Consider the following 23,164-nt stretch of genomic DNA (forward strand, 5'->3'; position numbering starts at 1 on the left):
AATAAAAACAGTTATATTAATAATATTAATATACTGTTTTTTACTTTTCTTAATATATTTCTAATTGTGTAGATAAACTGATTTTAAATCTTTTATCTACAATTTTTTAATTTATTTGTCTTTTCTTCTATAACGTCTTAATACTACAAGTCCAAGTAATGAAACTATTGATGTGATTATTAATGCATTTTCTTCAGGGAATTCATTACCTGTTTTTACAAGCACTCCTCCAAGAGGTACTCCATCTTCATCTACATACTCTACCGTTCCGTCAGGATTTGTTCTCTTAGTATATGTTCCAAGAGGTACTCCGTTTTCGTCTACCACTACTATTGTTTCCGGTGAGTTTGGATCATTAGGATCCGGAGTATTGTTTCTCGGATATGACGGTAATGAAGGTGTCGGTGGAGTTGATGGGTATGCATCAGGTGTTTCTGTTTGACGTTCTGATGGTTTTGATGGTGTTGGGTCTTCTCCTCCTGTTCCTCCTATTCCGCCGCCATCATCTTTTGGTTTAGGGTCAGGTTTATCTGTGTTTGGTTTTGGTGTTCGGTCTTGATTGCTTGGTTTCTCCGGTTTATCATTGTCTGGTTTAGGGTCAGGTTTTGGTTTATCACTCGGACCTCCTCCACTCGGTTCACCACCTGATCCATTATTATCAGGTGTTGGTGGTGTTATGTTCTCCAATTTAGTATTTGTAACTGTGAAGTTGTAATCATTTTCTTTTTTATACTCTACTCTATATTTATCATAGTAATCTTCTTTTACATCAAATACTCTTAAATTACCTTCTTCATCGAACTTTTCAGTAAGATAAGTTGCTTCCCAATTATTACCTTCATTTAGAGTGAATGTATTAATTTTTTCACCTTTTTCTAGCAAGTGAACTTTTACTTCTGGTAGCTTATCTCCAACAAAAACTTTCTTTATTGTAATTGTTGTTGGGATTCTTTTGTTTACTACTGTGAAAGTATATTTTTTGTCACCTGTTTCTCTTGTTATAGCAGCCTCGTATCCTTTCTTGATTCTCAGCTCCTTAAGCTGATAATCTATATCTACTCCATTCTTTCTAAACGGTAAATTCTCACGTTTATCATTGTAATTATTAGAATGGTTTGCATCTAAGATTACAGGTATTTCCTCTCCATTTGCTGTTACTACAAACTCTGCATCTGCATTGATAGAAATCGGATTACCGTCAATACCTTCCCAGATTTTCTTAACTTCTAATGTAACTTTAGTAGTTAGTGAATTTGTAACTACTAATGCCTTATCCGTTGTTACGGAGTATTTAGCTGAGAAGTCTAATACAGGATCTTCTTTTATAGTATATCGAATTTCATGACCATCTTCATCTGAATAACGTCTTAAGTTTGTGAACTTATGCTTAAGATTATTTGCTAAATTGAGAACAGCTTGACCTTTTTCGACCCCAGCACCTTTTAAATGTACTATTACATCTGTTGGTTGTGGCGGTTGGTCTTCCCATATCTTTTGAACATCTATATCTCTTGTTTCTTTTGATACATTTAGAATTTTAAATCCTATCTCCTGAGTTCCAGATGTTAGTGGTGTGAAATCGTCTGTTATATCTGCACCATTTAATTTTACCGATTTTTCAACCGGTTTGTATGTTATCCATTTTCCTTTAATATCATACTTACGTAAACCTGTAAATGTATGGTTGAAATTGTTATTTTTATCTAATATTATTGAGTCTGTATCATAGAATACCTGCCCTATAACGCCTGTCACTGGATCAAGGTTACTTTGTAGAGATACATCTACTGTTGCTTCATTGTAATCTCTTGTCGATCTAAATTCCTTTGTCACTTTCACAGATGTTGTTTTAGGTTTGTTATATAGTTTTATCTTTGTTACATCTTTAGGTTGATGTGCATTGCCTTCTTGGAAATCAAACTCATAGTCACCATTAGCGCTATAGTCTTCTTCTACTTTATATATTATGTCTTTTCCGGCCTTTGCTATCGGTAGGTTTGTGAATTTATAGGTGTAATTGTTCTCTTTAGTTAATTGGGCAGTTCTTTTTATCCCACCACCTTCTAAGGTTATGTTTATTGGTTCTGTGTGTTCTGCCCCCCAGGCTGGGAATTTGGAGTCCTCCCATTTCTTTTCAACTGTTATATCCTTCCAGTTTCCATAAGATGAGCCTGTAAACCCGTATATAAGTTGTGTTTCTGTTGAGTCTGATTTGTTTGGATTAGGTGCAATTCCATCAAATGTTATGCTCGCTTTGTTTTTAAACAATTCTCCAGCACCTCTTTTTTCCTCAGGTATTAGTGTAAATATACCCAGTCTTAGATGAATTGCTTGAGCATCTGGATATACCAGCTTCATCATTGTCTTTTGACTTGGATATAAAGTTGGCGGGTTATACCAATTAATCATGCTTTCCAATGATGCCCTTGGTATTGTTAGCGTTGGTTCTGGTACTCTTGCCATTGCAAACAACACTGATTGAAGTTCACTCGTTTTGTAGATTACTGTTCTTGGTGATTCCAAAGATGCCTCTGTTCTGAAAAATTCTTTGAATTGCTCATATGTCGGAGTAGTGTTTCCCATCTTTGTCAGTATTTCATCCATAGTGTAAATTTTATGGTTCAACCTAATTTGTCTCAATTTACTAAAACTTGGTATGCCATGATTTGACAACGTAGGTACAACTACTTCTGCGTATAGCTCAACTTTAGTGATGTCAAAGTCAAGCGGTATGTCTTTGTCTTCTATTAGTTGATTTGTTCTTTGTTGTGGCATTACATATGGATATGTGTTCGACGGATCATTGTTGAGTTTCTTTTTCCAAGTCTCTTCATACTGCTTTATCAATAAATCATCGTTAAACACTATTGACCATTTTATTGTATCGTTCTGAATATTAGTTTTTGCAAATTCACCGTCTTTAGATAGATACTTATCTTTCAAACGCCATGTTCCAAATGGTGCATATGGAGGAGTTGTATCCTTTAACTTGAATGTTATTGTTGCTCCTGATTTAGGTTCTGTTATTGTTATAGGTTTTTCCTGAGTACCGATTTTACCTTTCTCAAGAGTTATTTGGAAATTTCCTCCACCAGGACTTGTATTATCTTTGAATACAACGTACATAAACTCTGCGCCTTTTTTGTAGTATATCGTACAAGGTACCATCCCTGCTATCTCACCTATACTTGTCCAGTCAGGGCTGTACGTGATATGATTTCTGAATAAGTCTGGCATCGGTACTTTTACATAGTAACCGTTCGCAAGTGCTGTTGTCGTAATGTACTCATATTCAACACCTACTTTTTCGTTAAAATTATTTGTTGTTCCAGGTGTTAATTTGGGGTCTGTTAAGTCTAATTCTTGACTATCAATTATTATCTTCTTCAGTTCTACAGATACTTTATTAGCTGTATCAGGGGTAAGTGCCTCAGTAGGCTTGTCATCAGCATAACTATACTTTGCCGGTATTTGTATTGCCGTGACTACTAATAGTAGTGATAGAATAAAACACAGTAGTTTTACAATCTTTCGCATAAAAACTCCTCCTTTTTTTAAATATATTAATTGCTTTTAAATTTGTATCATAATAACCATATATTTAATAAATTATTGCCATCAACAAATATATATAAATTTAGTATATTTTATATTCCTTATATACCCACTATATAATTATGGCAACTTATATATCCCTTACATATTTAATGATCTTGATATATCTATACAATAAATAAAATAAATAATATGTTTATACTAATTTATTGAAATTATGTCACAATAATACGTTAAAATAGTATATCACAATAGTATATCTTTTTCAATTCTTAGAATTAGTGTGTAAAAATAATTTACTCATACTTTACATAAAAACAAATCAAAATAATATTATCTACCGTAAGTATCTTAAGCATTTATATAGTTATTAAAATTTTATTCTATATATGATTATCTTAGACATTATCGACATAATTCACCATTTCATAAGCTTTGTTTAAAAATTATTATATATGACTATGCTTATATTAGAATCTACTTAATTAATAGATAAAATTCATACAGATTGTTTATCTAAAGTATAATTAATTTTGCTTGTCTGATAAACTCTTAAAAACAGAAATATACATTATTATATCAACTTTTAGTTTTATACTGAAACTTATAAAATAACGAAAAATTATAATAATACTAATCTCTAATAGAATAACATATACTTTATGTGTAAAATACGTAAATAAAAGTATATTTATTAAATTTACACAAAATTATTTTTCTATCATTCTAATGAATTTTATTATCATATGGCTTATCCATAATTTTATTATAAAATAATATTATATCTACATTATAAAAAATCAGATGAATTAACATCTGATTTTTTTATTTCTAATTTTGTAAATAGCATGATTTTAAACTTTTTATCTACAATTTTTTAATTTATCTGTCTTTTCTTCTATAACGTCTTAATACTACAAGTCCAAGTAATGAAACCATTGATGTGATTATTAATGCGTTTTCAGGGAATTCATTACCTGTTTTTACAAGCACTCCTCCAAGAGGCACTCCGTCTTCGTCTACATACTCTACCGTTCCGTCAGGATTTGTTCTCTTAGTATATGTTCCAAGAGGTACTCCGTTTTCGTCTACCACTACTATACTCTCCGGAGAGTTCGGATCATTAGGATCCGGCGGATTATCTCGCGGATATGACGGTATTGACGGTGTCGGTGGAGTTTCCGGTGGTGGATTATCATTTGGTTTATCCGGTGGTGTCTTCGGATCTTCCTTCGGCTTTGTTGGAGGTGTTTTCGGATCTTCTTTCGGTTTATCCGGCGGTGTCTTCGGATCTTCCTTTGGTTTATCCGGTGGTGGATTATCATTTGGTTTATCCGGTTTATCCGGTGGCGGTTCTTCTCCACCGTTACGATTATTGACAAATACCACACTTTCAGTTAAATTTGATTTTATCGTTCCTTCTTTTTCTCTCTTATTTTCTCCGTCAACTCTTGTGCTGTAACCATCCGATGAATAGTTGTCTTCTGTAACTTTATAAGTTTCTCCCGCTTCAATACCTTTTATCTCCACATATTGTCCGTGCGAAAGTTCTATCGCTTCTCCGCTTTTTATTTTTCCTGTCAGACTTCCCGTATAATCATACTCTTTATTCGGATCGGTGCCTATAGTAACTACAAACCTGAATTTTTTCGTCCTGTCTCCTCCGGAACCTGTAACTTGCTTTTCTATTCTAAGTTGACCCGGAGTAGTTCGCTCATTTACGAATGTTTCCTCGTAAAACAGTCTACTGCTTGTAGTTATGGAGTTTTCTCTTATTACTCCATCTTTAGGAGTATAACGTCCATAATCTATTTCTTGCAATTTATACTTGATATTATTAGGTAAATCCTTTATAGTTATATGCTCGTTGCCTTTTAATTCAAATTCACCGTTATTTCTTATCTTATTTTCTGTCCCGTCACTTTTTATATAATCATATTCCGCATTTTCGTCTTCTTCATCCGGACTGTTTTCTTTGTAGAAATTGGCTCTGAATTTGAATACATCTTGAGGATTTGCACCTTCGCCTGTTATTTTTTTGTTTACTGTAAGCGTAGCTTTAGTCGTAGACGGTACAGTGTTTACAATCGTAAAGTCGGTGGTAGTTTCGCTATCCTCTTTACTGACACTTTTTGGAACAAAATCTTCTTCTGTGCCATCTTCATATATTACTTTTTCTTTTACAGTGTAATTTATAATGTTCCCTTCATCGTCACAAACAGGTAAATCTATAAATTCTGCCGTCCAATTTGAATTTTTGTCAACAATTTTTGAAGTCTCTGTTGTTCCGTCCGACAATATTATTTTTACTTTTGCGGTATCTTTCATTTTGCCTGTCCAATCAGGAGCAGCATTTGGATCCCATTCTTTTTTTACTACTATCTTTTTAAATTGTATATTTTTGATTGTAAAATCTTTATTTTGATTTTGAATAATTTTAGGCTTAAAATCCGCATTAGGAGGAACTATTTCTTCAATACCGTAATCTATTAACTTATAAACTCCATTATCAAGCTTATACTTGTCAAGGTCAGTAGATTCGCCTTTCCAATTATTGCCTTGATTTAATATAAAGGTATCTTTAGCCTGCTTTGAAGGATCATCTTTATCAAATACTTTTACTTGTATATTTTCACCACTTTTACCAGTCTTCCATGCATTTGTTCCAAGCCATTTTTTCTCGGCTTTAACTTTTATTTTTGCGGTAGTTTTATTAGTATTTGTAATTTTCACTTTATCAGGAGTTGTATAATCATATGAAACTTCAAAATCTTCATTACCTGTTAATTCTTCTTTTACAGTATAGTTTATTATTTCACCGTTTTCATATATAAACAAGTTTTCAAATTTGCCTTTCCAATTATTTGATGAATTCAAAGCTATAGTTTTACCGGTGTCCTCTCCATTGGAATATAGTCTCACTGTTACCGGATTATGAGTATCTGAAGGCGAATATCCCGCCCAAGTTTTCTCAACTTCTATATCTTTAAATGACAGCCCTGCTCCTCCGCTTGCCGAATAATAATATGCACTTGCACTGTCAGTCTGTGTATTAGTATTGGAATAAGTTATTTTGGCCTCATTTTTAAATTTTTGTGTAGCATCGGCATCATCATCTACAATAGTTTCATAAAATACATTAAACTGTAATATTTTCCCATTTGTCGGTCCGTTTTCTCCATAGACATCCTTTATTCTGTCAGCCTGAGCTTGAGTTATCCAAAACTTGTTAGTAGTTGCATTATAAGTCTTTCTGCTGTCAATATGGTTTTCAAACACTGTTTTACCGCCATATACATCATAATATTTCAGACCGTTACCCGGGGAATCGCCCCATGGAAATATCATAGTGCTCTTTCCGTCCGGATGCTCATATATACCTAATGCAAATTTGTTCAAAGATGATGTGTTAAGTCCATAAGCAGGTGTTTTAGCTGTAGCTATAACTCTTTGCTTAAAATCATCATAACTTTCACCGGAGTTTTGTTCCAACACATCTATAGGCTTTGCATATATATAGCCGGACGAATCATGCGATGTTTCTGCCAAACGCGGATAACTGACGACATCTTTACTCATCTTGGTAGTATCCGAGTCTTTAGGAACATATATAAGTGATTCCACTCTTATCTTTTCTTTATCGAATTTAAGTCCTTTCGGTATGGTATCTTCAAGAACAAGGTCTGTTCTTGGAGTAACAGGACCTCCTGCTATCATTTCTTTCAATTGCTCTTTATTTACATTTATACCCCATTCAAGTCTCTTGGAGCCGGCTGCACCGGAACTTTTTCCCCACTTAAAAAATTTAACATAATCATCTTCTGTTTTACCCATATTAGGAGGTGTTCCCGGTGGTGTAACTGGTGGAGGACCGGATGGAGGATTATTTGGTGTCGGAATGGTTATAGATGATGTTTCATCTACTTTTATATCTATACCTGTATTATCTTTTTCCACTTTCCCATAAAAATTGAATGTTCCGTCTTTTATAGGTGATTTTAGAACCTTGGGATTGGACAAAACCATCCAAACATAATTATCGTGTATATAAAAATCCCCTATTTTTCCTATTGTATTTGTAGGGTCGCTGTTATTTTTAAGTATTCCGTCAGTTCTTCCCAAATATTTAAGTTCATCTGTTTTCGGAAGCTTAAATCTGAAATAGTCTCCCGTTTTAATCCCTGATATATTCTTTATATCCCATTTATACGATATATCAAGTTCATCACCTTTTTTCATTTTCGGAATTTTATTATCGGGAACAACTGTGTTATTACTCTTATACTTATAACTTCCACTTTCATAATATATAGGATTGTCATCTACATCCACAAAACCCTTGTCTTTTTTATAAATATGTTTCCCGCCTTTTACTCTTATATAATCCAATTCAAGATATACTTTTTTCCCGGTTTTTCCGGCTTCAAGCCTCTTTGCCGCATTTGATATTGCAGGCGGTTTGCTCGGTTCCTCCGCATAAACTGATGTTGGCGGTGAATTTTGTACAAAAATCCCGAACAACATTATGGCGACGGTTATTATCGAAATGAATTTTTTAACTGTTTTCATAAACATCTCTCCTTTACTGAATTCATTATCTGTAATGTTATCTTTTTAACATGGACGATAAGCATGATATTTATAAGCATCCAATAATTCAACAAACACATAAGTTTCAAGATGTAATTTTATTATTTTTATAAATATTATTATATCTTTATATGCCGATAATTCAGCTTGCATTTCAGTAATAAAAATTATTTATAAAAATTCAATTTTATATCTGAGAGTCAATTTATTGTGAATATATCATATTATTAAAAAGGTTATAAATACAAAAGCAAAATGCCTCTACATTTATACGTCTATATTAAATAAGATATAAATGTACGGTGCTATACAATACATGATATAAAAAATATCAGTCATTTTATTTTGCAAATACTGCATAATTATGCATTATATTGCAAAATATATTTTACTCATACATTTATTTACAAGATTATAACATTAATATCGTAAATAATCAATATTTTATTAGGATTTTTTGTTTATTATTTTCAAAATTACATGGCAATTCGTACTATTATTTCTATTCACTTATGCCCTAACATATACTGTTTTTCAGATATTATTGAACGGATATATTATTCAATTATTTTATAAATGCCATATTTCTTTGTTGTATTCTTCTATTGTTCTGTCTGATGAGAAGTGTCCGGCTTTGCTTATGTTGATGAGCATTTTTTTAGCCCACTCGTGTCTGTCTTTGTAGGCTTTTATCATTTTGTTTTTAACTTTTATATATGCTCTTAAATCGGGAAGTGCCATAAAATAATCTTTTTGTGATATGTCTTGGTGTAGTCTTGTAAGTGATGTTTTGTCACCAAGCTCTATGAGTTTGTCCGAGATTATAAAATCTACTATTTCTTTTATACATTCATCGTCTTGATAATATTTTTTAGGATCATATGACGATTTTTTGTATAAATTTATTACTTGCTTGCTTGTCTTGCCGAATATATATATATTATCTTGTCCTACAAGCTCAGCTATCTCCACGTTTGCTCCGTCCATTGTACCGAGTGTAACGGCTCCGTTTAACATAAGTTTCATATTGCCTGTACCTGATGCTTCTTTGGATGCTAATGATATTTGTTCTGATATATCGCAAGCAGGTATGAGTTTTTGTGCATAGCTCACATTATAGTTTTGCACCATTACTACCTTAAGATATTTGCTTACTTTTTCGTCTTTTTCGATAAGTTCGCCAAGTGTCAATATAAGGTGTATTATATCTTTAGCTATGATGTATGCAGGGGCGGCTTTTGCACCGAATATTACTGTTATCGGATGTTTAGGCAGTCTGCCTTTTTTTATATCCAAATATTTATCTATTATATAAAGTGCGTTCATCTGCTGTCTTTTGTATTCGTGAAGTCTTTTTATCTGTATGTCGTAGATTGAATTGCTGTCAATTTCTATATTTTCATGTAGCTTTATATAATCTGAAAGCTCTTGTTTATGGTGTTTTTTTATCTCCAACAGTTTTTCCAAAACCTGCTCGTCATCTACAAACTGTGATAATTTTTCGAGCTCTGTCGCATCTTTTTTAAATCCATCTCCAATTAAACTTGTTATAAAATCTGTAAGCTCTTCATTGCAATTTAAAAGCCATCTTCTGAATGTTATGCCGTTTGTTTTGTTGTTAAATTTTTCGGGATATATTTCGTAGAATGCTTTGAGTTCTTCTTTTTTGAGTATATCTGTGTGCAATTTTGCAACACCGTTTGTGCTTGATGAGAAATGTATGGCTATGTGTGCCATATGAACTTTGTGTTCTTTGTCTATGATTTGTACTTTTTTGCTTTTGAATTTTTCTTTTATTTTTGTATTTAATTTTTCTATTATAATCATAAGATGAGGTACTACTTGTTTCAGATACTCGTAAGGCCATTTTTCAAGTGCTTCAGCAAGTATGGTATGATTTGTATAATTTACAGTTTTTGTTACTATATCTGTCGCATCATCAAAGTCTATACCTTTTTCTGTCAAAAGTCTTATCAGCTCCGGTATTATGAGTGTAGGATGCGTGTCATTTATCTGAATCGCTACATATTTATGCAGATCCTCTATCTTATGTCCGTTTTCTCTGAGTTCTTTTAATATGAGTTGAGCTCCTGCGCTGACCATAAAATATTGTTGATATATTCTTAATAATTGTCCGTTTTTATCTGAGTCGTCCGGATACAAAAACAGTGTAAGGTTGCGTTTGATGTCCGTCTTGTCAAAGTTTATACCGTTTCTTACTATGTTTTCATCAACTGTGTCTATATCAAAAAGATGAAGATTGTTATATCCGCTTTCATAACCTGTTACAGCTATGTCGTACATATGTGCGGTTACTTTACAATCTCCGAATTTTACGTCAAATTTTTCTCCCGTATCTTTAAGAAAACTGTTTTTTCTGATCCAATTATTGGGTTCTTCAAATTGTTTGTTGTCTATGAACTTTTGTTTAAACAGACCCAAGTGGTAATTGATACCAATACCGTCTCCGTTAAGTCCTAACGTTGCTATCGAATCCAAAAAGCAGGCTGCCAATCTCCCCAAGCCTCCGTTGCCTAAAGACGGTTCGTTTTCTATTTCTTCTATCTGTGACATGTCAAGGTCAATTTCTTTTAATAATTTGTTTACTTGGTCATATAGTCCTAAATTTATAAGATTATTGGATAGTAATTTCCCTATTAAAAACTCCGCCGACACATAGTAAAGTTTTCTTTTACCTTTATTTTTAGGCAACTTTTCTATTTTTTCTTTTGTAAATATCAACAATGTATCATATATCTGTTGCTCGGTAAGTTTGTCAAATTCTTTATCATACTGCTTTTTCGATATCTCGTTTAACTTCTTTTTTAACATAGTTTCATCTCCATAAATATTTTTTCGGATTTTTAGTAATATACTTATACAATGTTATTTTTATAACAACTTATTACCCGTTTTTCTGCAATAACAAACACTCATTTTAAAAAGCAACTTTTCGTAAATAATAAATTTTTTGTCAGAAAATATTTTATTGATAAATTTTGTAAAATACATTATCCGACTAATTCTTATTTACGTTTTACTGTTGTATATTTTTTAAATGAGTGTTTGTGTATAATTTTTTAGTTGGTTATTGTTTTTTCCGTTTCTTTGTCAAATATGTGTATCTTGTTTATATCAAACGCAAAATCTACCATACTTCCCACTCTTGCGTTTGTTCTCGGGTTTACTCTGGCTGTAAAGTCGACATTTTCTATGTCGAAGTATAAGAACACTTCCGCACCCATCATTTCGTATACTTTTATTTGTGCATTAACTCTTGCGCTTTCTTCGCTCATTGATATGAATGCCACTTCATCGTGTATGTTTTCAGGACGGATCCCCATAACCACCGTTTTACCTATATACCCTTGATTTTTTAAGACATCTGCTTTATATTCAGGAAGTTTTACGTCTATTATTCCTCTTTTCAGATAAACTCCGTCTTGTTTTTGAACTGCTTCTACTTCTATGAAATTCATCTGAGGTGAGCCTATAAAACCTGCCACAAACATATTATTCGGTTTTTCGTGAAGTTCTTGAGGAGAATCTATTTGCTGAATTATACCGTCTTTCATTACTACTATTCTTGAGCCGAGTGTCATCGCCTCTGTTTGGTCATGTGTTACATATATTATCGTTGAACCTAATCTTTGGTGCAGTTTTGATATTTCTATTCTCATCTGAACTCTTAATTTTGCGTCCAAATTTGACAAAGGCTCGTCCATAAGAAATACTTTAGGATTTCTTACTATTGCTCTACCCATGGCTACCCTTTGTCTTTGTCCGCCTGAAAGAGCTTTGGGTTTCCTATCAAGCAGATGTTCTATATCCAATATTTTTGCTGCATCTGTGACCAATTTTTTTATTTCGTCTTTCGGTACTTTTCTTATCTTTAATCCGAATGCCATATTATCAAATACGTTCATATGCGGATAAAGTGCATAGTTTTGAAATACCATGGCTATATCTCTATCTTTCGGTTCTACTTCATTTACCACTTTGTCATCTATTTTCAACTCGCCTGATGATATATCCTCAAGTCCTGCTATCATTCTAAGTGTAGTTGATTTTCCACAGCCTGACGGACCGACAAAGATTATAAATTCTTTGTCTTCTATTTCCATATTAAAATCTTTAACGGCATGATATCCGTTAGGATATACTTTGTTAATATTTTTCAACGATAAACTCGCCATTTTTATTTCCTCCAAATAAAATGTTATTAGCCATGTGCAAAATGTGGTTTTTACAGTTATTCATAACTATAAAGTGCAATAACACAGTTATGTTTCTATATATTGCTCTAATGAATGTATTTTTTCTTATTTTGCACATCTCTAAATGTTATAGATAATTTACTTACGATTTTTTAAATTCTTTTTGTTTTTTTGAGTAATTTGTGTAAATAATCTGTTTTCTCTTCCAATTTTTCCATAGAGTTTAATTTGAAACTCCAATTTATGTTGTTGAGTGTGCTCGGTGTATTCATTCTTGCACTGTCATCAAGACCTAATATGTCTTGAACAGGTACTATAGCATAGTCCGCTATGCTGTCAAATGTCATTTCCAAAAATCCGTTTGCTATGTTTTGAGTATCATAATTGTGCTCTTTAAACAACTTAATTATATAGTCTTTTGTTTTTTGGTCTTGGCTTTCAAAAAATCCCATAGCCGTTTGATTATCATGCGTGCCTGTATATATAATCATATTTTTCTTATCCGAAAAATTGTTGTTGCCCTCATTCGGATCCAGACTGAACAGCAATATCTTCATACCTTTAAGATTATAATGATCTCTTAACTGTAACACTTCTTTTCTAAGTCCGCCCAAATCTTCAGCCACTATCTCCAATTTCGGAAATTTCTTTTTTATAAGGTCGAATACTTCGTATCCGGGTGCTTCTATCCATTCGCCCGCTTTAGCTGTTTTATTTCTTGCATTTACCTGCCAGTATGTGTCAAATGCTCTGAAATGGTCTATTCTCAATATATCATAAAGTTTTGAATTATACTCGATCCTTTTAATCCAAAAATCATAATCATTTTCTTTGAGGTATTTCCAATCATATATAGGATTTCCCCATCTCTGTCCGTTTTTGCTGAAATAATCAGGTGGTACTCCCGCTATAAATTTCGGATTGCCATTTTTATTGAGCAGGAATGACTTTTGATTTTCCCATACATCCAAGCTGTCAAGTCCTACATAAAAAGGTATATCCCCCATTATTCTGATACCTTTTGAGTTGGCATATTTTTTGAGATCTGTCCATTGTTTATAAAATATATATTGCACGAACATTTCATATTCTATGCCTTCGTTATATTTTGAAAGGTCAAGCTTTTTATCTATTATCCAATTTTTTTGTTCTTTATCCCATTTATTCCAAATGTTGAGATTATTTGCTTTTTTCAGTGTAAGAAAAACTGCATATTTATAGACAAAGTCAAATTTTATAAATTCTTCATAATCTTTATCTTTTTTAAAATTTTTAAAAGCTTCTTTTAATATTTCCGCTTTTAATTTTCTTGCTTTTTCATAATCTACTCTATCGTTATTTTCAAGCGTTTTAGGCTTTTTCTTCAAAAGCCCTTGTTCATACAACAAATCCGGACTTATATATATTTCATCTCCTGCTTGTGATGAATAGGGCTGATAAGGTGAATTCCCATAACCGAGCGGATTAAGCGGCAATAACTGCCATATTGTAAAGCCTGTTTTTTGAATTATATCTACAAATTTATATGCTTCTTTGCCAAAATCTCCAACTCCGTATTTTGAGTTGAGCGAGGATATGGCAAGTAAGATTCCCGATGTTCTCATTTTTACCTCTTTTTATTCAATTTTTATTACCATAGCGCCTGATTTTATACTAAAAATTTTTTAAAAACCCATATAATCTATGATATAAGTAATATATCACGCATAAATTAGAATTATACGATGTTTTAAAAGGCACATTATTATATTTTCGGTGAAATTCACCTACATAAGAAAATTTGTGTTTTCACATATATTTTTTCATACAGTTTTAAAAATTCTGAATATAAAATAAAATTCAGCGTTTGTCGGTTGTTTGACCTACAAACAATTCTCCTTCAAATGTTACCACTTTTTTGTAAGGTTTACCGGATATTATATTGAAAAGTACATTGCATGCCGTAAGTGCCATATTTTCTACCGGTTGCTTAATGGTTGTTATTGTTGGATTAAGGTAATCATTTATTTCAAGTCCGTCAAATCCTACTACTGAATAATCTCTCGGTGATTTTATACCTTTTTCTCTTAATCTTTTTAAAACTCCTATCGCTATTGCATCAGATACGCAATATATAGCAGAAAAATCAAGTTTTTTATCAAGCAATATATCTATTGTTTTATAACCGTATTCAAATGTATAAGGGTCTTCATTTTTTGTGGTTGTAAATATCAAATTTTCATCTATACTTATATTATTTTCTGTAAGTGCCTGTTTATAGCCGTTGACTCTAAGCATACCTATACTTGCATCATCATACCTTGAACCTATTATGGCTATTTTTTTATGTCCGAGCGACAAAAGGTAGTTAACCATTTTTTTGCTTTCCAAAAAATCATCCACTCCGACACAGGCCGAATTTTTTATGCTCATATTTTTGCTTACTATAGCTGTAACTACAAAAGGTATACCTATTTCTTCCAATATTTTTTTATCTTCGTCCATAAAACAACCGCCAAGAAATATTATTCCCTTAGGCTTTATATCTTGGGAGAGTTTCAATGCTACATCTATTTCATTATCCTGTTCTTCTACTTTATATAGTAAAAATGAGTATCCATTTTTAGTTATCTCGTTTTCCAAAACTTTAAACATAGGTTGAAAAAACAAATTTCCTATCCCTTTTATAAGTACAGCTATCGTATTTGTTTCTAAACGTTTTAAATTTCTCGCATTGGAGTTTGGGGTATATCCTAATTCTTTTATCTTTTTGAGTATTATATTTCTCGTTCTTTGGTTTATCTCAGGATGATTGTTTATGGCTCTTGACACTGTACTGACACTGACATTACATTGTTTTGCCACGTCACGTATTGTTATCTTCGACATATTAACCTTTTACTGCACCTGCAGCTACTCCTTTGATTATATGTTTTTGTACTGAAAGATAGAATACTATTATAGGAATTATATCAAGCACCAACATAGCCATCATCGCTCCTAAATCTCTATTTCCGTTTGAGCCTACAAGCATTTGTATTACAACAGGTACAGTCTTATATTTTGTACTTATACCCATTACAAGATATGGTAGAAGATAGTCATTCCATACCCACATCGCATTTAAAATACCGACTGTTATTGCTGTAGGCCTTAATATAGGAAATATTATATAGAAAAAGTGTTTTATAGGCGAACAGCCGTCAATCATGGATGCTTCTTCTATTTCAAGCGGAATGGATTTGATAAAACCGCTGAACATAAATACAGATAAACCTGAACCGAACCCCAAATATAAGAATATCATACCTACAGGATTGTTCAGATGCAACATATCTGCTACTTTAATAGTAGGAAACATAACCATCTGAAACGGCACTATCATTGAAAACACAAATAAATAATATATAGTTTTTGTAACTTTGTTTTTTACTCTTGTCAAATAGTACGCTGTCATAGATGACAACAATACTATTACAGCTACTGAAAATATGCTTATAAAAAATGACCAGCCTATTGCACTGAAAAATCCTGTTTTTGCCAAACCGTTTACATAGTTGCCAAGTCCCACAAATGTTTCTGCATTTGGAAGTGAAAAAGGTGAGTTGCTTATAAAAAATTTACCTTTAAATGAGTTTATAACTATAAATGATATCGGATATAAAAATGCTAAAAGTAAGAATAACAAGATTACAAATATTATTCTGTCTATAGTTTTTGTCTTCATCAGTTTTCAACCTCCCTATCTCTTGTAAATTTAAGTTGTACAAATGATATAGCTGCAACCATTATGAAAAATATAAATGCTTTTGCCTGTCCCACGCCTTCAAATCCTACTTTTGCAAACATTGTATTAACTATATTCATAGCCAACATCTCTGTTTTATAAAGTGGTGCTCCTGCTGTAAGTGCAAGGTTTTGGTCATACAATTTGAAACTGTTTGTAAGTGTTAAAAACAAACATATTGTAATTGAAGGCATAACCATAGGTATAGTTACATTTTTAAGTATAGTCCATTTTGATGCACCATCTATTTTTGCTGCTTCTATCAAGCTTTGAGGTACATTTTGCAATCCCGCTATATATATTACCATCATATATCCTATAAGTTGCCAGTTTGTAAGTAAAACAAGTCCCCAAAATCCGTATGTTTCACTTGCAAGCAGTCCCTTGCCTATCAGTTTTAAAAGTACGGAGTTGAGCATAACTTGCCAAGTATACCCCAATACTATACCGCCTATAAGGTTAGGCATAAAAAATGCCGTTCTAAAAAGATTACTGCCCTTTATTTCTCTTGTAAGTGCCAATGCTATGGCAAAAGCTATTATGTTGATAGTTATTATTGTCACTATTGTAAATATTGTAGTAAATCCAAATGCCTGAATAAATCTCTGATTGCTCGCAAATGCTTTAGTATAATTGGAAATACCTACAAATTTCGCATTAAATATAGTGGTAAATTTTGTAAACGACAACCCTACTCCAAGTACAAACGGTATCAAAAATACGATTGCAAATGTCAAAAAAGTAGGGAGTACAAAAAAAGGAAAATATTTTTTGAGTGTCTTTTCCATAATTTTCTCCTAAATTTTAAAAAATATTCGCATAAATACTCAACCTTATTTAAAATATCATATATATACACCCATACACTATATGAAAAAGTAACACTGACAATAAAATCCGTTATATGTATTTTTAAATGAAGATTAATATAAATGCTTATAAAAAAAGGGAGGCGTGGCGCCTCCCGGTTAAATTATTGAGCCATTTCTTTTTCGGCTTTCCATTCATTTATAAACAAGGCTTTTACATCGTCCCATTCCATATTACCTGATGTATATTGACCAAGTGACTGACCGAACGCATCTTTAAACGCTTGACTTGGGAAAGAAGTAAAGTTCCAGTCAATGTTATATAAGTCTTGATTGCTCATATATTTTATAACTTCTTTTGCAAGCGGATCATCAGGAGATTCAGCTTCTGTAAATGTATCAAATGGAGTTATGAAACCTAAATCTTTTGTTACATATTCTTTTCCTTTTTCGCTTGTGAACAACCAGTTTACAAAATCAAGTGATGCTTTTTGATCTTCAGGTTTTGCTTGAGAGTTGATTGAGAAGAAGTTTTCAGTTCCTGCGCATATACCTTGTTTTTCTTCACCTTTAACACCTGTATATATAGGTAAGAATTTAACATCTTCGGCTTTAACTGTGTTTCCTTCAACACCTGATATTTGTCCCCAAGCCCAGTTTCCGTTTTGAACCATCGCAGCTTTTCCAAGTGCAAATTCAGCCATAGAATCTGTAACTGTTTTTCCTGTTAATGTAGAAGGATCTACTGTTGAATTAGTCACATACAAATCAAATATGTTTTTATAGTTGTCTGAATAAGTGAATTTTATTTCATCAAGATTTTTTACTTTATTATCTCTGTATTCATAGTACACAGGTAAGTTTGCAAGGTGTGTTTGCCATCTCCAATCTTCTCCCGGTGCCAATGAAGTTGCTGCAAATACTCCATCTATTCCTAAATCAGCCTTTTTAGCTTGCATATCTTCTACAACTTCTTTAAGTTTGGCAAAGTTGTTTATTTCATCAACTGATTTTATTTTTGCTCCGTCAAGTGCTATATATTTTTGCATTATAGCATCGTTGTATATAATTCCGTAACCTTCTACAACATAAGGTATTCCGAATACTCCTTCATCTGTAGAAACTGCCATATCTTTGTTTAATAAATGGCTGTATATCTCAGAATCTTTCAAATCAAGCGTATAGTCTTTCCAGTTTTGATAGCCTACAGGTCCGTTTATTTGGAACAATGTAGGTGCATCGTCTTTTGTTATCTCCGCTTTAAGTGTCGGTTCATATTGTCCGCTTGCAGCAGTTTCAACTTTCACATCCACTCCTGTTTCTTCCTTGTAAGTTTGTGCTATCTTATTCCAAGTTTCTTCAACTTCAGGTTTAAAGTTCAAATAATAAACTTTCCCTGTACTTGCATCTGCAGTTTGCTCAGTTTTATTATCTGCAGCTTTATCATCTTTTTTATCTCCGCCTGAACAAGCTGTAAGCATAGCAACCGTCGTAAGAGCCGCAAGTCCTATGAATAATGCTTTTTTCAATCTTTTCATTATAAACTACCTCACTTCAATTTTTTTATGCCTTGAAAACAGCAGATTTTCACTAATACCATTTCACCTACAAAAATTTTTAATAGCGTTTTCCTTTTGTCCAAAATCCTCTTATCTTCAAAAGCATATTTTATTTATTTTTTAATTCGGTAACGTTACCGAATTTATAATTGAATTGTAACATATAAATTTTGTATAGTCAAGCATATTTTTCAATTTATTTTTACAAGCTTTACAATCTTATTAATGAAAATCTTTTATAAATTATTTGCAAATATTTTTGAACAAATCAAACAGCGTATATATTTAAAATACCGTACGATTATAATTTCTTTATGATTTAGTTTAGGCAACTTCTTATTGCTTACGCTATTTTATAATATATATGTCTTTTATGTCTTTGAAAAAATTTTATCATAAATACATGATTTTATCTTTAAATACAATAAAAATATTAGACAAAAAATAGCAGATTTCTCCAGATATGTGATATAATAACAATATAGAAAATCATTCAGGAGAAAAATAAAAATGCAAGATTATATAAACTGCTTAGGTTACGATAAAACACAACTTACACTTAGAAATGATTATGCATTCAAATGGCTATTCGGCAAAGAAGAAAACAAAGATATATTAATAGCACTTTTAAGCATAATAACAGGAATAAAAAAAGAAGATCTACAAGAAATAACAGTCGAAAACACATATCTTTCAAAACAACACTACACAGAAAAGACAGGAATACTCGACATAAAAGCAGTATTAAAAAACGGCAAAAGAATATCAATAGAAATGCAAAACAAATGGCAAACAGACTATGCAAAAAGAGTGTTATTTTATTGGTCAAAAAGATATATAGAAAACTTCAAACAAAGCCAAGCATACAGAAACTTAAATAAAACAATACTAATAACACTGTTAAACGAAAGATTTCCATATTCAGACAAAGTTCACAGCATATACAAATTGTTGGAAGAAAAAGAACACACACCATTGGACGATATATTAGAGATACATTTTTTAGATATGACAAAAATACAAGAATATGATTTAAGTGAATTAGAAAAGTGGTTATTATTTATAAAAACAACAAAAGACGAGGTGAGGGAGATGTTGGCAGAAAAAGACAAAACAATGAAAAAAGCAAATGAAGCACTCGGAAGATTTTGGAGCAACAAAGAAGAAAGAGAAAAGTACGAAGCGGAGTTTAGATATGAATGTGATATGGCATCACTAAGAGAAGACGGCATAGATATAGGTATGCGAAAGGGTATCGGCATCGGACGTCAAGAAGGCATTGGAATAGGACGTCAAGATGAAAAAATATATATAGCTAAAAATATGATTAATAAGCATATGGATATAAACTTAATATCACAGCTTACAGATCTCAGCGTAGATGATATTATGCGTTTATAATCTTTATAATATAGTTTTTAAATACCTCCGTATAAACAATGGAGGTATTTTTTTACAAAAAAACAAAAGTATATAAAAATCAAATACAAAGCTATATATTATAAATTATTCAATTTTAAAAAAATTATGCTATAATATAATTTACATATTTATTATAATTTTTTGAGGTTAACAATGTCGAACAAAAAAGCTACAAAAAACGTTGAAATAAAAAATATTTTTATAAAATCAAATTCCAACTCATCGTCTAAAAAAGTATATCCTTTACTTATGGACAAATTAATAAATGCAGGTTTTAACGTAATAAACGAATTTGACAGTATATGCGATCTTATAATATCAATAGGCGGTGACGGTTCATTTTTAAAAAATGTCCACGATCTTGAATATCCGGATTCAATTTTTGTAGGTATAAACACAGGTCATTTAGGTTTTTTTCAAGATGTAATACCGTCCGAAATAGACTATCTTATAGATTGTATAAAAAAATCCAACTATGAAATACAAAACGTATTGCCGCTTCATGCAAATATAAGAACACAATTAAGAGATTATACTATACATTCGATAAATGAATTTGCTATAAAAGGCTATAAAAACAAGACGGTTCATCTAAATTTGTCAATAGACAACAAGCATATGGAATGTTTTTCAGGTGACGGCATAATAATATCATCATCTACAGGTTCTACCGCATATAACTATTCCGCAGGAGGAAGTATAATCGATCCGAGACTTAATCTTATACAAGTCACACCTATCGCTCCGCTCAACTCCAACGCATATCGCTCACTGACTTCCAGCATAATACTTCCATACAAAGCAAAAGTTATTGTAACTCCTGAAAATCAGCATCAAAATACAACTATATTTTTAGCCGATGCAATACAATACAAATACGAAAAATTATACAGCATGGAAATATCTTATTCCAAGCACAAAATAAAACTTATGAGATTGGAAAGCTATAAATTTTGGACAAAAGTAAAGGAGAAATTTTTATAAATCCGGTATTTTAATCATATTTTAAGAATATCAAGTATAATATTAATTAAAACAGTCAGCAAAAAATTATATGGAAAGTTAATAAAATAATTGAATATTTTTGTTTTTAAGAATTTATTAACTAAGCAAAATTAAGTATACTCAAAACGAAAGCTTATATATTTTATCCATTAATTAAAAAATATAGGTATTTAATTTTTACTTGAATAAACAAAAATCAGGCAAAATTGGAGATGATACAATGAACATACTTGTAGTAGAAGACGAATTAAGGCTTGCAGAGGCTATAGGTGAACTTTTAAAAAAAGAAAAATATATAACAGATATAGTTCATGACGGACAAGACGCTTATGAATATGCCACAGGCTTTGCATATGACGCAATCATATTAGATGCAATGCTTCCAAAGATGAACGGCTTTGAAGTGCTGAAAAAACTCCGAAGCGAAAAAATACAAACGCCTATAATAATGCTTACCGCCCTAAGCCAGACAGACGATAAAATAAAGGGCTTGGACTACGGTGCAGACGATTATATGACCAAACCCTTTGAAACAAAAGAATTACTTGCAAGATTAAGAGCAATAACAAGACGAAAAGGCGAAGTTATAATAAACGAGCTTTCCTTTGGAGACGTAACGTTGAATCTTGACACAAATCAAATGATGAGTGCCACAAAATCAATACAATTAGGCTATAAAGAATTTGAAATAATGAAAATGCTTATGACTCATCCGCAGATGATAGCCACAAAAGAAGACATAATAATAAAAGTATGGGGCATAGAATCAGATGCGGCAGACAACAACGTAGAAGTATATATATCATTCCTCAGAAAAAAACTGCTGTTTTTAAAATCATCCACAACCATTCAAACTATAAGAAAGGTCGGCTATAAGCTCGAATACAATAAACAATGATACGCAATTTAAAAATAAAATTTGTTGCCATAACAATGATATTGGTATCAATAATAATAGCATCCGTATTTTCCATAATACTCAAAACAAACTCAAAAGCAATGGAATCACAGAGCATAGATGACCTTAAAGAAATAATATCAATGTCACTTATAGATCTTGTAAAAGCAACTGCTTACACAAACGGCAGTGATATGAAAAAATTACAATACACATCATTGTTTGTAGTAACATTAGACAAAAACGGAACCATATTGTCACAGATACAAAATAACGTATCAATAGATGACGAAAGTCTTCAAAAAGCAATTAAAACAGCTTTCACAGACAAATACAACGTAGGCACTATAAAACAAATGAAACTTCGTTATCTGAAACAAGTTACCGATTCATACCAAAAAATAGCATTCATAGATATAACAAGAGAACACGAAACATTGGAGTCTCTTCTTATAATCTTAATAGTCACAGGAACAACCGCACTTTTAGCATTTTTAATAATAAGCATATTTTTATCCTCATGGGCTCTTAAACCTGTAGAAATAGCATGGTTACAGCAAAAACAATTTATTGCGGACGCATCTCATGAATTAAAAACACCGCTTACAGTATTGCTTGCAAATATGGACATATTGGAAGAAAACGAAAACGATACAATAAAAAATCAAATCAAATGGATAAATTCCAGCAAACAAGAAGCAATGCAAATGAAAACACTGCTCGAAGAAATGCTGTTTCTTGCAAAAACAGACAAAAGCAAAAGAGAAATAACATTTGAAAAAATAAACGTAAGTGATATACTCATATCTCAAATATTAAGCTTGGAAGTCATAGCATTTGAAAAAAATATAGATATAAACTACGAAAACGTACAAGAAGATTTGTGCATAAATGCAAACGAAAAACAAATACAAAGCCTGTTTTCCATATTGCTCGAAAATGCCTGCAAATACAGCAACGAAAACACAGTAATAAATGTAAGTCTCAAAAAAGAACAAGAAAAAATAAAATTTGAAATAAACAACTTCGGTCCGATAATACCGAAAACCGAATTGACACATATATTCGAGAGATTTTATAGAGTGGAAAAATCAAGAAACAAAGAGCATGGAGGCTACGGCTTGGGACTTTCCATAGCAAAAAAAATAACGGACAATCACAATATGAAAATATGGGCGGAGAGCAACGAACAAAAAGGCACATCATTTAAGATAATTATGAATGGAACTAATCAAAACTGAAAAATAAAAAAATTCTTACAAAAAAACCTACTTAATTTTATAAGCAGGTTTTTTTGTAAATAGATTTCTCTACGATATTGCTACTACAACAAATTCATTTCA

13 protein-coding genes are annotated in these 23,164 nt (G+C 31.9%); 4 read left to right on the forward strand and 9 right to left on the reverse strand.

What is annotated here, in order from left to right:
* Positions 1-111: 111 nt before the first annotated feature.
* The 9 genes from HMPREF9629_RS00005 to HMPREF9629_RS00045 form a co-directional block, all read right to left on the reverse strand.
* On the reverse strand, positions 112-3,537 hold the full coding sequence (locus HMPREF9629_RS00005) for a Cna B-type domain-containing protein (protein ID WP_009524238.1): 3,426 nt from the start codon (positions 3,535-3,537) through the stop codon (positions 112-114).
* A 900-nt stretch (positions 3,538-4,437) separates the two neighbouring features.
* Positions 4,438-8,124: a DUF7601 domain-containing protein gene (locus HMPREF9629_RS00010; protein WP_009524239.1), complete on the reverse strand. Its 3,687-nt coding sequence runs from the start codon at positions 8,122-8,124 to the stop codon at positions 4,438-4,440.
* 591 nt (positions 8,125-8,715) lie between these two features.
* Complete coding sequence (locus HMPREF9629_RS00015) at positions 8,716-10,977, reverse strand: glycogen/starch/alpha-glucan phosphorylase (RefSeq protein WP_009524240.1); 2,262 nt, start codon at positions 10,975-10,977, stop codon at positions 8,716-8,718.
* A gap of 248 nt (positions 10,978-11,225) precedes the next feature.
* Positions 11,226-12,341, reverse strand: a complete 1,116-nt coding sequence (locus tag HMPREF9629_RS00020; RefSeq protein WP_009524241.1) for an ABC transporter ATP-binding protein — start codon at positions 12,339-12,341, stop codon at positions 11,226-11,228.
* Positions 12,342-12,514: 173 nt separating this feature from the next.
* Entirely contained in the window at positions 12,515-13,966 is a 1,452-nt protein-coding gene (malQ, locus tag HMPREF9629_RS00025; protein ID WP_009524242.1) for a 4-alpha-glucanotransferase, read from the reverse strand.
* Positions 13,967-14,201: 235 nt separating this feature from the next.
* A complete protein-coding gene (locus HMPREF9629_RS00030; protein WP_009524243.1) occupies positions 14,202-15,230 on the reverse strand; it encodes a LacI family DNA-binding transcriptional regulator in 1,029 nt (342 codons plus the stop codon).
* Position 15,231: 1 nt separating this feature from the next.
* Positions 15,232-16,068 (reverse strand): carbohydrate ABC transporter permease, encoded by an 837-nt coding sequence (locus tag HMPREF9629_RS00035; protein ID WP_009524244.1) that lies wholly within the window; start codon positions 16,066-16,068, stop codon positions 15,232-15,234.
* Positions 16,068-16,916, reverse strand: a complete 849-nt coding sequence (locus HMPREF9629_RS00040) for a carbohydrate ABC transporter permease (RefSeq protein ID WP_009524245.1) — start codon at positions 16,914-16,916, stop codon at positions 16,068-16,070. The genes HMPREF9629_RS00035 and HMPREF9629_RS00040 overlap by 1 nt, the downstream gene beginning before the upstream one ends.
* Before the next feature lie 185 nt (positions 16,917-17,101).
* Complete coding sequence (locus HMPREF9629_RS00045; protein WP_009524246.1) at positions 17,102-18,475, reverse strand: ABC transporter substrate-binding protein; 1,374 nt, start codon at positions 18,473-18,475, stop codon at positions 17,102-17,104.
* A 531-nt stretch (positions 18,476-19,006) separates the two neighbouring features.
* Between HMPREF9629_RS00045 and HMPREF9629_RS00050 the strand changes: the two genes are divergently transcribed.
* The 4 genes from HMPREF9629_RS00050 to HMPREF9629_RS00065 all read left to right on the forward strand — a co-directional run bounded on the left by HMPREF9629_RS00050 (position 19,007) and on the right by HMPREF9629_RS00065 (position 23,062).
* A complete protein-coding gene (locus HMPREF9629_RS00050) occupies positions 19,007-19,897 on the forward strand; it encodes an Rpn family recombination-promoting nuclease/putative transposase (RefSeq protein WP_009524247.1) in 891 nt (296 codons plus the stop codon).
* A gap of 174 nt (positions 19,898-20,071) precedes the next feature.
* Entirely contained in the window at positions 20,072-20,902 is an 831-nt protein-coding gene (locus HMPREF9629_RS00055) for an NAD(+)/NADH kinase (RefSeq protein WP_009524248.1), read from the forward strand.
* Between the two features lie 241 nt (positions 20,903-21,143).
* Positions 21,144-21,821 carry a response regulator transcription factor gene (locus tag HMPREF9629_RS00060; protein ID WP_009524249.1) on the forward strand — a complete coding sequence of 226 codons (678 nt, stop codon included), beginning with the start codon at positions 21,144-21,146 and terminating at the stop codon, positions 21,819-21,821.
* A complete protein-coding gene (locus tag HMPREF9629_RS00065; RefSeq protein WP_009524250.1) occupies positions 21,818-23,062 on the forward strand; it encodes a sensor histidine kinase in 1,245 nt (414 codons plus the stop codon). The genes HMPREF9629_RS00060 and HMPREF9629_RS00065 overlap by 4 nt, the downstream gene beginning before the upstream one ends.
* Positions 23,063-23,164: the final 102 nt, after the last annotated feature.

The sequence above is a fragment of the Peptoanaerobacter stomatis genome, assembly GCF_000238115.1.
GTDB lineage: Bacteria > Bacillota > Clostridia > Peptostreptococcales > Filifactoraceae > Peptoanaerobacter > Peptoanaerobacter stomatis.

What these genes read in the sequence shown, in the direction of transcription:
- HMPREF9629_RS00005 (WP_009524238.1), bottom strand. Translation starts at nt 3,537, where the DNA reads ATGCGAAAGATTGTAAAACTACTGTGTTTTATTCTATCACTACTATTA.
- HMPREF9629_RS00010 (WP_009524239.1), bottom strand. Translation starts at nt 8,124, where the DNA reads ATGAAAACAGTTAAAAAATTCATTTCGATAATAACCGTCGCCATAATG.
- HMPREF9629_RS00015 (WP_009524240.1), bottom strand. Translation starts at nt 10,977, where the DNA reads ATGTTAAAAAAGAAGTTAAACGAGATATCGAAAAAGCAGTATGATAAA.
- HMPREF9629_RS00020 (WP_009524241.1), bottom strand. Translation starts at nt 12,341, where the DNA reads ATGGCGAGTTTATCGTTGAAAAATATTAACAAAGTATATCCTAACGGA.
- malQ (WP_009524242.1), bottom strand. Translation starts at nt 13,966, where the DNA reads ATGAGAACATCGGGAATCTTACTTGCCATATCCTCGCTCAACTCAAAA.
- HMPREF9629_RS00030 (WP_009524243.1), bottom strand. Translation starts at nt 15,230, where the DNA reads ATGTCGAAGATAACAATACGTGACGTGGCAAAACAATGTAATGTCAGT.
- HMPREF9629_RS00035 (WP_009524244.1), bottom strand. Translation starts at nt 16,068, where the DNA reads ATGAAGACAAAAACTATAGACAGAATAATATTTGTAATCTTGTTATTC.
- HMPREF9629_RS00040 (WP_009524245.1), bottom strand. Translation starts at nt 16,916, where the DNA reads ATGGAAAAGACACTCAAAAAATATTTTCCTTTTTTTGTACTCCCTACT.
- HMPREF9629_RS00045 (WP_009524246.1), bottom strand. Translation starts at nt 18,475, where the DNA reads ATGAAAAGATTGAAAAAAGCATTATTCATAGGACTTGCGGCTCTTACG.
- HMPREF9629_RS00050 (WP_009524247.1), top strand. Translation starts at nt 19,007, where the DNA reads ATGCAAGATTATATAAACTGCTTAGGTTACGATAAAACACAACTTACA.
- HMPREF9629_RS00055 (WP_009524248.1), top strand. Translation starts at nt 20,072, where the DNA reads ATGTCGAACAAAAAAGCTACAAAAAACGTTGAAATAAAAAATATTTTT.
- HMPREF9629_RS00060 (WP_009524249.1), top strand. Translation starts at nt 21,144, where the DNA reads ATGAACATACTTGTAGTAGAAGACGAATTAAGGCTTGCAGAGGCTATA.
- HMPREF9629_RS00065 (WP_009524250.1), top strand. Translation starts at nt 21,818, where the DNA reads ATGATACGCAATTTAAAAATAAAATTTGTTGCCATAACAATGATATTG.